Genomic DNA, 14,302 nt, shown 5'->3' with positions numbered 1-14,302 from the left:
CGAGGCTCAGGGATTTACAAGAAGGCGGGTCTGTTTCAGGTAACGCTGAGGGCGGGAAAATGACGAATTTGTTTCAAGTGTGGAACGAAGTCTGCTGGAGGAAAAAACGGGGCCCCGTCAGGCGCCCGCAATTGGCCGAGAGTGTGTAAAAACGCCTGCGCGAACCCTTGCTATGATTTCTGAGGATTTCATCGCAGGGATCGCCCATGGAGGGCGTTATCCAAGGTGAAAGTCGAGGCCAAGGCACCTTGCTTCCCCAGAGCCTCGAAGATTACGTCAGCGATACCAATCCGGTGCGTGTAATCGACGTCTTTGTCGACGAACCCGGCCTGGTCAATCTGAGTCTTGACGGTTGAATTCCAGCCGATATTGGCCGGCCTGCTTACCACCCCGCGATCTTGCTGAAGATCTACATCTACAGCTATCTCAACCGCCTCCAGTCGAGCCGACGTTTGGAGCGAGAAGCTCGACGCAACGTCGAGTTGATGTGGTTGACCGGGCGCTTGATGGCGGATTCAAGACCATCGCCAACTTCCGAAAAGACAACAGCAAGGCCATCCGAGGCTTCTGTCGCCAGTTCGTCGTGCGGTGTCAGCAGTTGGGGCAGTTTGGAGAAAATCTCTCCATCGCGAAGGCATCCTGTACCCGGCCCCCGGCAGCTTTCTGCATTCCTCAATATTCAAGATTAATCCTAATCTGACAGGTCTTTTTCTTGTGTGTGACGTTAGTGAATTACTCTGGGATTGAATGGAATCACCAAGCGCCGGGCGCAGCACCAAGCTGCACAAGTCAACTGGCTCCAGGGCACGCTCGACGCATTATCGGCTCCGGCGACCGAGAATTGAGCGTACTGGCGGCCTGTCAGGCCAATGCCTAAGAAGTCTCTACACCGAGGTGAAAAAGAGCGACCGGAAAGGATGCGCCAACATCCAGTGGCCGGCTGCAATCGACCTTTGCAACCCGGAATCCTAAACGCAAAAGATAAAAACCTGACGCAGTATGTCAAGTTTCAATGTGAGGCGGATTGCATACTCAGTCCTCCCTTCCGGTGCGAATAGCGTAGATAAGCGCATTCTGATGTAACGAATCGTTGGTAGCGAACCGAAGCCCAAGCATTTTTCGCACCGCGGATTTGGAAAAGGCAAACGCTCTTCTACAAGCGCCGGCAGGCAACTTCAAAAAAACAAAGAAACTTGAGGGTCACGATGAAAGATCTGATGATGGCGGATCAATTGAGTATCGCCATGATGATGCATCACGCAGAACAGATCGCTGCGGATGTAGAAATTGTTTCGGTGCTCAGCAACGGCTCTAGACATCGTTATACCTATGCGCAAGCGTTTGCCCGCAGCCGCCAGCTAGCCAATGCCCTTGATCGGCTGGATGTATCTGCGGGGGATCGAGTAGGAACCCTGGCCTGGAACGACTACCGTCACTTTGAGTTGTATTACGCCATTCCGTGTTCCGGGCGTGTGTGCCATACGATTAATCCGCGACTTTTTGCGGAACAGATCATCTTCATAATTAATGACGCTCAAGACAGGGTTCTGTTCGTCGACCCTCAGTTTGTACCGTTGCTGGAAAGTATTCAGACCCAGATATCAGGCGTGCGCAATTTTATCGTTTTGTGCGACGAAGCCGAACTGCCGGCGTCGACCCTGCCAAATTTAAGCAGCTATGAAAGACTGCTTGCCGCTGAATCCAGCGACTATGACTGGCCAATGCTGGATGAACGTACTCCCAGCAGTCTTTGCTACACATCGGGCACGACGGGCAATCCTAAAGGTGTGCTTTACAGTCACCGCAGCACGGTGCTGCACAGCCTGGCAGGCAACTTGGGCGAAGCAACCAATTTGTGCGCGCAAGATGTAGTGATGCCGATCGTGCCTATGTTCCATGTCAACGCATGGGGTGTACCGTACAGCGCGGCGATGGTCGGGGCAAAGCTGGTATTGCCGGGGCCTAAAGCCGGTGATGGTGCCACGCTGGAGAGATTGATCAATAATGAACGGGTCTCCTATGCGTTGGGTGTTCCGACCGTTTGGCTGGCGCTCGTCAATTATCTGGAAAGCACCGGCTTGCAGATCGCGAGCCTCAAGCGTGCAGTGTCAGGCGGGTCGGCATGTCCGCTTGCATTGATCGAGAATATGGCTCGCCATGGAGTGCGTCTCGAGGTTGGTTGGGGGATGACAGAAACCAGTCCATTGGGTGCTTATAACCGTCATCAACCTTGGTACGAAACGCTGAGTCCGCAGGACCAGGCTCGTCAGAAGGTCATGGCTGGACGGCAGGTATTTGGAGTGAGTCTGCGGCTTGTTGACGACAAGGGAAATATTCTGCCGCGCGACGGCAAATCCTCGGGAAGTTTGCAGGTTAGAGGCCCTTGGGTTTGCAGCGGATATTTTGGTGGGGAAGCGACTGATGGCTGGTTCGATACGGGGGATGTCGCCATCCTGGATGCTCGTGGTTATTTGCAGATTACTGACCGCACCAAGGATGTGATCAAGTCTGGCGGGGAGTGGATCAGTTCCATTGAAATCGAGAATGCGGTGATGGCGCATCCTGGTGTGGCAGAGGCCGCAGTGATCGGCGTTTATCACCCAACCTGGGGAGAGCGGCCGTTGCTATTGGTGGTGCCACGTTCGGGGCATTCTCCAACGTCTCCCGAGCTCATCACGTTTCTGGTTGGAAAAATCGCGAAGTGGTGGTTACCTGACGCATGCGAATCAATGCCGGAGCTACCGCACACTGCCACGGGTAAAGTGAGCAAGAAAGACTTGCGCGAGCGCTTTGTAGATTACCAATGGCCCAGCATTAAATGAGAACTGTCACTTAAGCCTCGGTTTGAGGCAGTTGAAAGGGCCTGCCAGCCTGGTCTGGCGGGCTGCTGTCATTTGAAGTGAATTCAGGCAATCGTCCGACTCCCCCTCAAAAAATGCGTTCAACGCACCCTCGACAACTATTCCTGAAGAGCTTGCGACGATAAGCCGTTCCCGCGTGTTGATCCGAGGCCATCGTATTGAACACGGCAATTGTTCAGCGCCAGCAAGGTTAAACACCCGCTTGAACCTTCCGAAGACTGATGCCCTTGGTGTCGCTAAATGTCAAGTGCGTGGCACTTGTCGTCAAGAATAGTTGGGACAGGCAAAGCAAGATGTAGGTGCTCGCGCAAACCGGTGAGCTCAAGTGAACACTGGTCAAGCCGTGTTGACACTCCTTAAACAGCCCCAGATACGTTGCCTGGACGCGGTCGTGTTGGGTCCGATCATTTGAAAAACCGATTGCTTCATACAGCCATCCGGATAGAGCGCCGAAGGACGACGCCTACGTGCATTGAACTCATGAAAAGCTTTCGTGAATCACAGAGAAGGTGAGCAAGTTAGATGAATAAAAATAATAAGATCTGTCATCCAAATCTGCGACGCGGATTGCTGGCATCAGCGGTATTAACCGGGCTCGGGATGACGCCTGTGCAGGCGTTCGAAATCGATACGGGGAATGAGGATGTTTCGGTCCGTTTCGACAACACCTTGAAGTTCAACTATGCCCAAAGGGTCGAGGCCCCTAATAGTAAGTTGGCGAATTCGTGGAACAACAACGACGGCGATCGTAATTTTTCATCTGGCAGCCCCGTAGCCCAACGCGTTGACGTGTTGTCTGAGCTGGATGTGGTTTACAAAAAACAGCTGGGTTTGCGGGTCAGTGCCAATAGCTGGTACGACCATGCCTATGACGATGTTGGCAGTTTCAACCCTTCGACCAACCAGCTCAACAATGGTAAGCCCGACTCGAATCATCAGAGTGGCTATGCGGACCGTTATTACAACGGCCCGTCTTCGGAAATTCTCGATGCCTTTGTATTCGGCAGTACGGAAATTGGTGACCAGTCATTGCTCAGTGGCAAGGCCGGCAAGCACACCCTTTATTGGGGGGAAAGTGTATTGGCCTTTGCTCATGGCAACAGTTATGGACAGTCGGGTCTGGACTTGTCCAAAGCGCTCGCTGTTCCGGGCACCGAAGCCAAAGAGCTCTTCATGCCGCGCAACCAGTTGTCCGCCAGCTTCACCGTTAACCCTGAGTTGACCCTGGCCGCCCAGTATTTTCTGGACTGGAATGCCTCCCGACTGCCTGAATCCGGCACGTACCTGGGGTTTAACGACGGTCTGCAGAATGGCGGCCACAATCTGTCGCTCGTCGCGGCACGGAACCCTTTTTTCGGCACACCGGGTCCCTTGGGCGTCCATCAGTTTTTACGCCTGAGTAATGGCCATACCTACACGCCAGACAATCGTGGCGATTTTGGCTTGATGGCCAAGTGGAGCCCGGAATGGCTCGACGGTACATTGGGCCTTTACTACCGGAAAACCGCGGATACCTTGCCCAACGTGGTCTTGCAACCGGTCGCCGTCGGTGCAACCCAGTTGGCTTCTGGTAACGTCGGCAGCTACAACCAGTTCTACGTGGACGACATTGATGTCTACGGCATCAGTCTTTCCAAAAACATCGAAGGAGTGAGCGTCGGTTTCGACCTCAACTATCGCCACAACATGCCCCTGGCGAGCGTGGCGGCCACTGTCAATCCAATCCTGGGCGCAGCGCAGGCTCCCGGCTTCATCAGCAGCTTCGATGGCGAAAACGGCGTGGCGCGCGGCAATACCTTGCATGCGGTACTCAACGGCCTGGCCACGTTCGCCGAAACACCGGTCTGGGACGGCGCGTCGTTGCTGGTTGAGCTCGGTTATAGCCGCTGGCTGGATGTGACCGACAACAAACAACTGTTCAAGGGCGAGCACTGGTATCACGGTGTTGACAAGGTCACCAAGGACAACTACGTGCTCGGCGTGAACTTCAACCCGGTTTGGTATCAAGTGTTTCCCGGTATCGATATGTACCTTCCAGCCACCTACAACGTAGGTCTTGCGGGTCAATCCTCCGTGCAACTGGGGGGTAACAAAGGCTCGGGCAGTTACTCGGTGGGCGTCGGAATGGACGTTCAAAACCAATACCGTTTCGACCTGAAATACGTCGACAACTTCGGCGATTTCGATACCTGCGGGACTGCGGGCAACGCGTCGACACACGGGGACGGTGCCGCTCCTGGCGCCAACGGCCAATACAACTGCGTTCCAGGCCAGACCACTGCATTTGCCGGGACACAGCCCCAGCTCAAGGATCGCGGCATGGTCACTCTTACTTTTAAAACCACCCTCTGATCTTCGAGTCGTGAGTTAACTGGAGGCACCCCATGAATTTCGTAAAATCACTATTGACCACTGCCGTGGCGTTGACGATCGCAAGCTCCGCGTATGCAGCGGTCAACACCGAACAGGCTGCGAAACTGGGCACCAGCCTGACTGCCATAGGCGCAGAAAAAGCCGCCAATGCTGATGGAAGTATTCCTGCCTATACAGGAAGTCTAATCGCGCCTCCGGCCGATTTTAAACCCGGCGACTCGTTCCGCCCCGACCCATTCGCCAATGACAAGCCGCGCATGGTTATCACGGGTAAAAACGCTGCGGAGAATGCGGACAAAATGTCTGCTTCTACATTGGAACTGCTCAAGCGCTACCCGACTTATCGCGTGGATGTTTATCCAACTCACCGTTCTGTGGTGTTGCCGCGCAACGTGTTGGAAAACAGTGTGGCAAACGCTGTGGGAGCAACAACGGGTGAGGGCGGCTTGACGCTGGAAAATGCTCTGCCGGGTGTGCCGTTCCCAATTCCTTCCAATGGCAATGAAGCCATGTGGAACCACCTTTTGCATTATCAGGGGGTGGCCATGAGTAATAAATACGATACCTGGCTTGGCGATAGCTCTGGCGCCGTAAACCTCAGTTCCACGGGTGTCATCGATATCGAATTTCCTCTGTTCGATCCCAAGCGTCCAGCAGGTCCGGCTGCCATCGATGAAGCTATCTACAAGGTCAAGTTGCAATACACCGGGCCGGCTCGCCGTGTCGGTGAAGCACTCTTGCTCATCGACTCAGTCAATCCTATGAAGCAGCCACGCCGTGCCTGGCAATACCTGCCAGGGCAGCGTCGAGTGAAGCTGGCGCCTGACCTGGCGTACGACACGCCGAATCCAGGCACCTCCGGAGTCATGACTTATGACGACGCGTTCCTGTTCAACGGCGCCATGGACCGTTATGACTTCAAACTGGTTGGCAAGAAGGAAATGTATGTTCCGTACAACACCTACAAGCTGAACTATCACAAGAACGCTGCCGAGGTTGTTACCGCGCACCATTTGAACCCTGATCTGCTGCGCTGGGAGCAGCATCGCGTATGGGTGGTCGAGGCAACATTGAAGCCCGGCAAGCGCCACATCTATAGCAAACGTACTTTCTATCTGGACGAGGACAGTTGGACTATTTTGGCCTCGGATGAATATGACGCGCGTGGACAGTTGTACCGGGGAGGTTTTACTCACTTGGCTTATAGCTATGACGTGCAGGCGCCGGACACGATCAACCACATGATCTATGACTTTGTCGCCGGCTCCTACAGCCTGAGTGGCTTTTACGGCCCTTATGGCGGCCTGAAATACACCGATCCATTGTCCAAGGCTCAGTGGTCCGCCGAGTCTTTGGCCGGCAGCGGCATCCGCTAGCACCCGCGATCCCTCTGTAGGAGCTGCCGCAGGCTGCGATCTTTTGATGTTTTAAAGATCAATAGATCGCAGCCTCGTTTCTCTCGACAGCTCCCGCAGGGCACCCGAGATAAGAATAATGACGATGATCAAATGGTTTCTGCTCGCCACACTGGCGGCTGCCATGGCGGTGCCGTTTACCCGACCGGTGATTGCCGGCGAAATTGCCGATGTGCTCGATACGCCGGCACTGCGCAGCGAGCTGGCCGTAAACTCACTGATGACCGGGGTCACTCGAGCCGGCGATCGGCTGGTTGCCGTGGGCCAACGGGGGCACATTCTGTACTCCGATGACACTGGCCAGCACTGGCAACAGGCCGAAGTACCAGTCAGTTCCGATCTGGTGGCCGTGTACTTTTCGACCCCGGAACGGGGTTGGGCCGTAGGTCACGACGGCGTGGTTCTGCACAGCAGCGATCGTGGTCAGACCTGGAACCGCCAACTGGATGGGCGCCAGGTCGGCCCGATCATGCTCGCCTATTACCAACACCAACTCGATAGCCATCCGGATGACGCTGTCCTTAGGACGCGGGTCGCCGAGGCGCAGCGCATGGTCGATGAGGGGGCCGACAAACCGTTCCTGGATGTCTGGTTCGAAAACGAGCGGGTCGGCTACATCGTCGGCGCATTCAACCTGATTTTCCGTACGGACGATGGAGGCCTGCGCTGGACGCCGTTGCTTGATCTGACCGAGAACCCTGGTGCCCTGAATCTGTACGCATTGCGCTCGGTGGGTGGCGAGTTGTTCATCGTCGGCGAGCAGGGCCTAGTGATGAAGCTCGATCGCGTCAGCGGTCGTTTCGAAGCGCTGCCAACGCCGTACAACGGCAGCTTCTTCGGTGTCACCGGAACACCCGGCGCCGCGTTGGTGTTTGGCCTGCGCGGCAATGTGTTTCGCAGCACCGACGGTGGGGAAAGCTGGAACAAGGTCAACCTTGGCCTGCCGCTGAGCATCACCGCCAGCAGCGTCACCGTCGATGGGCGCATCGTCCTGGTCAGTCAGGCCGGTCATGTGCTGGTCAGCGCCGATGACGGCGCCAGTTTTCAACTCCAGCCCAACACAACACCTGCTCCAGTCGCCGCGGCACAGGTGGCTAGCGACGGCTCATTGGTACTGGCGGGCACTCGTGGCCTGCGGCAACTGCCCCTCGACTGAGCCCGGCTTCACAAAGAGAACAACATGATGGGTCACTACGAACTCCAAACAATGCCGGTGGTGCGCGAGCTCAAGAGCTTTGATTCGTGCTCCGGAAACCTGTTGGAACGGCTGATTTTCAATAACCGCCTGTGGGTGGTGCTGGCCTGCCTGATGGTCACGCTGACGCTGAGCTACTTTGCTGCTACGCGGCTGACGCTCAACGCCAGCTTCGAAAAAATGATCCCGCTAAGCCAGCCCTTCATTAAAAACTATCTGGAAAACCGCCAGGCTTTGCGTGGCCTGGGCAACGCGGTACGGGTAGTGGTGGAGAGCGGTAACGGTGATATTTTCGATCCGCATTACCTCGATACCTTGAAGGAAATCAACGACGAGCTATTCGTGACCCCGGGCGTGGACCGTGCCTGGATGAAGTCACTGTGGACCCCGGCCGTGCGCTGGGCCGAGGTGACCGAAGAGGGCTTCCAGGGCGGACCGGTGATGCCCGACTCCTATGATGGCTCGACGCAGAGCGTGCAGCAGTTGCGGCAGAACATTGCCCGTTCGGGAATTGTCGGCAGCCTGGTCGGCAACAACTTCAAGTCGAGCATGATCTTCGTACCGCTGCTGGAGAAAGACCCGGTTACCGGCCTGGGCATTGACTACCACCAGTTCTCGAAAACCCTCGAAGAGAAGCTGCGCGACAAGTACGAGTTCGAAAGCAGCGTTCGCGTCGCGGGAGAAGAGGGCAAAGGCCCGATCAAGATCCGCGTGATCGGTTTCGCGAAGCTGGTGGGTGACCTGATCGACGGTCTGATGCAGGTGATGTTGTATTTCGGCGCTGCCGCGCTAATCGCCACTGCCATCATTTTTTACTTCACCCGTTGTGTGCGCAGCACAGTTTTGGTGATTCTCTGTTCAGTGGTCGCCGTTGTCTGGCAATTGGGATTGGTGGCACTGTTCGGTTTCGCGCTTGATCCGTTCTCGATCCTGGTGCCGTTCCTGGTGTTCGCCATCGGCGTGTCCCACGGGGCGCAGAAGATGAACGGGATCATGCAGGACGTCGGGCGCGGCACCCATCAATTGGTGGCTGCACGTTATACATTCCGTCGCTTGTTTCTTGCGGGCCTCACAGCATTGCTGGCTGATGCCGTTGGCTTTGCAGTGTTGATGCTCATCGATATCCCTGTCATTCAGGATTTGGCGATGACTGCTAGCCTGGGTGTCGCGGTGCTGATCTTCACCAACCTGGTGTTGCTGCCAGTACTTCTGTCCTATTGGGGCGTCAGTCAAAAGGCCGCCGAGCGCAGCCTGCGGGCCGAGAACAAAGAGTCGCACGGTAAAGGCATGGGGGCGATCTGGATTTTTCTCGACAGGTTCACCGAGCGCAGCTGGGCCACCTTCGCCATCATCATCGCAGTAGTGTTGGCGGTAGGTGCGACGGTTGTCAGCCATCAGTTGAAGATCGGTGACCTCGATCCCGGCGCTCCGGAACTGCGCGCCGATTCGCGCTACAACCGCGACAACGCCTACATCACCGCTAATTATTCGCTGTCCAGCGACCAGTTCGCGATCATGCTCAAGACGCCGAGCGAAGGCTGCCTGAGATACGAAAGCTTGGTGGAAGCCGATCGCCTGGGCTGGCTGTTGCAGCAGCAACCGGGTGTCCAGACCACCGTGTCGCTGGTCGACGCCGTGCGACAGATCACTGCGGGTTCCTATGAAGGCAACCCGAAAATGCTGACCATCTCGCGCAATCAGAACGTGCTCAACTACGGCGCGCAACAGGCGTCGGTCAGCAGCCCGGACCTGTTCAACAACGATTGCTCGATGATGCCAATCATCGCGTACCTGTCGGACCACAAGGCCGAAACCCTCGACCGTGTGGTGCAGGTGGCCGAAACCTTCGCCCGTGAGCACAGCAATGGCGAACGTCAGTTCATGCTGGCCGCCGGCAGTGCCGGGATCGAAGCGGCGACCAATATCGTCGTGCGCGAGGCTAATCGAACCATGTTGTTATACGTGTACGGCGCGGTGATCGTGTTGTGCTTCATCACCTTCCGCAGCTGGCGCGCGGTGGTGGTGGCGGTGCTGCCGTTGATGCTGACTTCGATCATGTGCGAGGCGCTGATGGTCTGGCTGGGGATGGGCGTGAAAGTCGCGACCTTGCCAGTGATCGCATTGGGTGTGGGGATTGGCGTGGATTACGCGCTGTACCTGCTGAGCGTGCAATTGGCGCAGCAGCGTGCCGGGCTGTCATTGACTGAGGCTTATCGCAATGCCGTGGCGTTTACTGGCAAAGTGGTGGCATTGGTCGGCATTACCTTGGCGGCCGGCGTGATCACCTGGGCCTGGTCACCGATCAAATTCCAGGCGGACATGGGCATCCTGCTCACCTTCATGTTTATCTGGAACATGCTTGGGGCACTGGTACTCATTCCTGCGCTTTCGCACTTTCTGCTCAAGAATTTCACGGGAAAAGAGGTTCCTGAGACTTTGGATGGGAAGGTAAGCGTTTGCTAGACCTTTATTAGGATTTTTTATCGGTTTTAGGACAGACGCTATCGATACCTGGGTGAGTCTTCAGCAGAAAAAAAACGGGCACTGTACAGTGCCCGTTTTGATTTGTGACCCTTGATCAGAATTGTGATTTCCCTCAATAAAATCGCGATAAAACAATGCTTTATGTAAATTTGTAACCGCTATCAAAGGTTTTTTTTACTCACGACAGGTCTCACTTCCCGTAAATATTCATACGTGGATGAGCCTATATAGAGCCTTTGCAGAGACCTTGAACGGAGTCATTAACCAGAGGGCCTGACAGGTAAAATGGGATCGCGTCATTCTGTGAAAGTTGACAGAATGCGTCTACGAGTAGTCAGTTACTGCCAAGAAGGCGCGAATGATGGTTCGACGACATTAGCCTGATGGATATCAACAAGATGATCCCTGCAACCGATTTCGTACGCGCTTCTGCCTTACATGGGCTTGCCGAGTTCGCCGCCACCCAGAACCTGTGCGCGCAGGATCTTATAAAAGAGGTGGGCCTTCCAGATGACGTGCTTGAGCATCCAGAGAGTCTCGTTCCTTATCGCAAGTTTGCGGCACTGCTGGCGCTTGGCACACAGCGCTCAGGCAATCCGCTTTTCAGCATGCGATTCGGTATGCATCAAGGCGTCAGTTCTTTGGGGCCTCTGCTTTATCTCATCCGAAACGCAGGTAGCGTGGGTGTCGCTATCAACGAGTTAAGCCACTATTTCCATTTGCATGCGAGCGTCGCACAAATACGACTGGAGGTAGAGGGTGACCACGCGCTGTTTCACTATGACTCAGCTGACGTCAAGGATGTTGTCAGCCATCGATTGACGGTGGAACTGGTCGTGGGCGCCGCCATGCAGCTGATGCGTACCTTGCTGGGTAGTCGCTGGCAGCCGCGAGCTTTGATGCTGCGGGCGGCACCGCTGTGCGATACGCAGGCCTATACAAGGTTGATCGGGCTGACACCGCAGTTCAATGCCCCGTGTAATGCCTGGCTTTTTGATGCCAAACTCCTGGACACGCCTTTGAGCTCCGGTGATCAGGAGTTGTACAGGTTGATTCAGCACCACCTGGATGCGCTGGATCAAATGTCGGTACAGGAGTTACCGGCCTATGTTCGCCAATTATTGCGTAACCTGCTTCCCAGCGGTCGCACTACGATTGAGCAGATCGCAGGCTTTATGGACCTGAGTCATCGTACGCTGCAACGCTATCTGGCAGAGGAGGGTACCTCTTTCCAAGTGCTGCTGGATGAGACGCGTCAATCGATGGCTCAGCGCTATCTGGGAGACTCGACCATCAATCTGACCCAACTGGCTGCCATGTTGGGGTACTCGGAGTTGAGCGCGTTTTCCCGTGCCTTTCAACGGTGGTTTGGTTGCAGCCCGCGGGAGTGGCGGGCGCAACAACACCCGACTGGTAAATCCCGGCAACGACTGCGTGCGCATCTGCAGCGTCGCCGATCACCAGAGGTTTGAGCGTTCAGGGTGTCAGATTTTCCCTGACACCCTGGCTGCCGCCCAAGGTCTCAATCCAGTCGACGACTTGCTGGGCATGGCCTTGCCAGCCTGGCTCCCCTAATAGCCAGTGACCCTGTACTGGGTATTCGCGATACTCGAGCTGGTCGCCGTACCAGCGTGACATTCGACGGCTCACCGAGCGGGGAATAATTCGATCTTTCCCCCCTGCCAAGGCCAACATTGGGCAACCGATTTGCTCCTTTTGGACCCGGTTGGTACGCGCCAGGTTGAGTACACCAAACCCCACTTCGTAGGCCACTTTTCCGGACTCAGCAATTAGCAGTTTGCGGTAGCCCGCCCGTTCTCCCTGAGGCACCCGATTGAATATAAGGTAGTCCGCTTCCCAGGCAGACAAACGGAACGTCTTCCTCCATAACGCCCATTTGCAGAAGTGCCGAAACAACCCGGGTAGCATGCGCAGGCGCATCGGAAATATCTGGGCGGGTGCCGCGCTGTTGATCAGTATCAACCCGGCAAGGTCCAGATGTTGGGCAGCCAGTTGGCCAATGAGTCCTCCTAGGGAATGGCCGATCAATACCGGTCGTTTCTTGCCGTCCGCCGCTTTGACCACTGCATCGACGTAACTATTGAGTGCAACTCTCGCAAGCGACGTATCCGAGCCATGTTCCACGTGGCCCGGAAGATCAAGCGTCAAACAATTAAGGCCCCGAGCCCTGAAGAAAATTTCCCAATCACGCCACACCGTATGACGTGACCACATACCATGGATAAAGATAATGTCTGGATTCAATTGTTGACCGTCCGCCTGGCAGCTCAAAAGAAACCCGTCGCGACGAGCATTGACGAGACGACGGGCCATGGTTCGAAAAAGGGGCGGGGAGCCCCTTCTGTTCGCTTCAAGCGCTTCTGAATTCCAGACTTGGGTCTACGACTGATTGCTTGAGTAGCATCACTTGGTCGCTTTCAAAGTTATGCAGTACGCGCCAGGGCAGTTGGCGTCCTTGGCGCGGTAGTACTGCTGCCGAGCGTTGGATGTAGCCAGACTGCATCGAGCCGAGGACCGTCTCGTCAGCTTGCATTTCTCCAGTGGGGGCTCGGGGAATCACCACGCCGATGTTGTTCTGTTTCATATGATTGAAAAGACGGCACAAATAGCTGGCGGTCATGTCGACCTTAAGCGTCCAGGGTGCGTTGGTATAACCGAAGACAAACCCCATGTTCGGAACGTCCTGAAGCATGGAGCCCTTGTAAGTCATCAGCTCGTTAAGCTGTTTCTGCTTACCATCCACCACTAGATCCATGCCCCCGCATGTTTGAAGTTTCAAGCCAGTGGCAGTGATGATGATGTCCGCCGGTAGTTCCTGACCTGACTTGAGCTTGATGCCGGTCTCCGTGAAGCTTTCGATCTGGTCGGTGACCACGGACGCCTTGCCAGCCTTCAGGGCTTTAAACAGATCTGCGTCCGGGACCGCGCAGATGCGTTCGTCCCAAGGTTGATAGCGTGGAGTGAAGTGGCGCATGTCGACGTGTTCGCCAACCTGCTTGCGCACACCAGAAAGCAGCCAGGAGCGTACGAGTCCGGGCCAACGTTTGGACATCTTGTAGATAAAGCGCTGCAAGACAATGTTGCGCTTGCGAGCTAAGGCAAACACCGCTCGCTTTGGCAGGAATCGTTGTAGCACTTCAGACAAACGATCATGGCCGGGTACGCTGAATACATAGCTGGGTGAGCGCTGTAGCATCGTTACGTGCTCAGCGTCAGGTGCCATTGCTGGCACCAGCGTTACCGCAGTAGCGCCGCTGCCAATGACAACCACACGCTTGCCGCGATAGTCCAGGTCTTCTGGCCAATGTTGTGGATGCACGCGCTTGCCCTTGAAGCGCTCCTCTCCTGGAAAATCGGGTAGATAGCCTGCGTCGTAGTCGTAGTAACCGGTGCAACTGATCAAATACTTGCAACTAAAGGTATCGGTTTTGCCGCTGGCTTCTTCCAGGCAACTCACGGTCCAGCGTTGCTTTTCACTGCACCAGGAGGCGTCGGTAGTTTTAAGGCCGAACAGAACTTTTTTATCGACCCCGTACTCGCGGGCGGTCTCGGTGACATAGCGACGAATTGACGGTCCATCGGCAAGGACTTTCAAATCGTGCCATGGGCGGAACGAGTAGCCGAAGCTGAACATGTCCGAGTCAGATCGGATACCAGGGTAGCGGAACAGGTCCCATGTCCCGCCGATTGCTTCACGGCGCTCAATTAGCCCGACTTTGGCGCCGGGCATTTCCATAGCCATGCGGCAGGCAGTACCAATTCCCGAAAGACCGGCACCAATGATCAAGACGTCGTATTGATTCTGCATGGAACACTCTCATTGCTATTATTCTGAGCTCAGGAGTATTGCGAAGTGCAGGTATACATAACCTGACCAAATATGACTTGCAGTTGACATTTTGCGACAAGTTGAACGACAGTCTTCTATTGCGTGAGATCGCGAACTATCGCTT

General features: G+C 55.4%; 8 protein-coding genes and 1 pseudogene. 7 read left to right on the top strand and 2 right to left on the bottom strand.

The window, feature by feature from the left end; all coding sequences use genetic code 11:
• Positions 1 to 206: 206 nt before the first annotated feature.
• The 7 genes and pseudogenes from AC3WP4_RS19045 to AC3WP4_RS19015 form a co-directional block, all read left to right on the top strand.
• Positions 207 to 622: pseudogene (locus AC3WP4_RS19045) on the top strand (transposase); the annotation flags it as partial.
• 583 nt (positions 623 to 1,205) lie between these two features.
• Positions 1,206 to 2,822 (top strand): long-chain fatty acid--CoA ligase, encoded by a 1,617-nt coding sequence (locus AC3WP4_RS19040; protein ID WP_102615125.1) that lies wholly within the window; start codon positions 1,206 to 1,208, stop codon positions 2,820 to 2,822.
• 561 nt (positions 2,823 to 3,383) lie between these two features.
• The gene (locus AC3WP4_RS19035; RefSeq protein ID WP_102615124.1) at positions 3,384 to 5,213 is read left to right on the top strand and encodes a DUF1302 domain-containing protein; all 1,830 of its coding nucleotides are present in this window, start codon (positions 3,384 to 3,386) and stop codon (positions 5,211 to 5,213) included.
• 32 nt (positions 5,214 to 5,245) lie between these two features.
• On the top strand, positions 5,246 to 6,610 hold the full coding sequence (locus tag AC3WP4_RS19030) for a DUF1329 domain-containing protein (protein WP_102615123.1): 1,365 nt from the start codon (positions 5,246 to 5,248) through the stop codon (positions 6,608 to 6,610).
• A 118-nt stretch (positions 6,611 to 6,728) separates the two neighbouring features.
• On the top strand, positions 6,729 to 7,805 hold the full coding sequence (locus AC3WP4_RS19025; RefSeq protein WP_102615122.1) for a WD40/YVTN/BNR-like repeat-containing protein: 1,077 nt from the start codon (positions 6,729 to 6,731) through the stop codon (positions 7,803 to 7,805).
• Positions 7,806 to 7,832: 27 nt separating this feature from the next.
• Positions 7,833 to 10,307: an efflux RND transporter permease subunit gene (locus AC3WP4_RS19020; protein WP_102615190.1), complete on the top strand. Its 2,475-nt coding sequence runs from the start codon at positions 7,833 to 7,835 to the stop codon at positions 10,305 to 10,307.
• Between the two features lie 404 nt (positions 10,308 to 10,711).
• Positions 10,712 to 11,800: an AraC family transcriptional regulator gene (locus AC3WP4_RS19015; RefSeq protein WP_256581160.1), complete on the top strand. Its 1,089-nt coding sequence runs from the start codon at positions 10,712 to 10,714 to the stop codon at positions 11,798 to 11,800.
• Between the two features lie 4 nt (positions 11,801 to 11,804).
• On the opposite strand, the gene AC3WP4_RS19010 is transcribed toward AC3WP4_RS19015, so the two are convergent.
• Positions 11,805 to 12,662: an alpha/beta hydrolase gene (locus tag AC3WP4_RS19010; RefSeq protein WP_102615121.1), complete on the bottom strand. Its 858-nt coding sequence runs from the start codon at positions 12,660 to 12,662 to the stop codon at positions 11,805 to 11,807.
• A gap of 37 nt (positions 12,663 to 12,699) precedes the next feature.
• A complete protein-coding gene (locus tag AC3WP4_RS19005; RefSeq protein ID WP_102615120.1) occupies positions 12,700 to 14,157 on the bottom strand; it encodes a flavin-containing monooxygenase in 1,458 nt (485 codons plus the stop codon).
• Positions 14,158 to 14,302: the final 145 nt, after the last annotated feature.

Source organism: Pseudomonas sp. FW305-20 (assembly GCF_058788075.1).
This window is presented reverse-complemented; position numbering and strand designations above follow the sequence as displayed.